The 515-nt window shown below is 63.1% G+C and carries 1 protein-coding gene; it reads right to left on the reverse strand.

What is annotated here, in order from left to right:
• The coding region (locus QCE64_RS37825) for a filamentous hemagglutinin N-terminal domain-containing protein (RefSeq protein ID WP_310009524.1) at positions 1 to 515 on the reverse strand (515 nt) is incomplete at both ends.

Consider the following 515-nt stretch of genomic DNA (forward strand, 5'->3'; position numbering starts at 1 on the left):
ATTGCACGCGCGAGCAGGTCGACCTGATCGATGTTGGCGGCGTTCAAGCCCGCACCTTGCACGACGAGGTTGCCGCCACTCACCGTGAAACCCGTCAGCGACCCGTTCGGCCCAAAGTTCGGCGTGCCCGTGGTCAGAATGGCGCGGCTCGTGTTGATGAAGCCGCCCCCGTCGACTATCAAACCGTTTGGATTGGCAACAACGACCTCGGCGCGCGGCCCGGCGACTTCAACGTACCCTCGAATCGCGGAGGGTGAAGGGCTCATCACCTGATTGACGATCACACGCGCGGAGCCGCCCGGCGCGAGGTTGGCGTTGCCGTTGATCCATCCGGCCTGCTGCGTCTGCGTGATGGCGGGCGAGTTATTGAGGATCGCGCCTTGTCGCTGAACGTCGAATTGCGAGTAATGATTGAGCGACACACCCGCACCCGAAGGCTTCGCGATATTCACCTGTGCGACGCCATTCTGCGCCTGTAGAACCTGCGCACCAGAGCCCGGGACCGCGACGATCTG

The sequence above is a fragment of the Caballeronia sp. LZ043 genome (assembly GCF_031451075.1).
Taxonomy (GTDB): Bacteria; Pseudomonadota; Gammaproteobacteria; order Burkholderiales; family Burkholderiaceae; genus Caballeronia.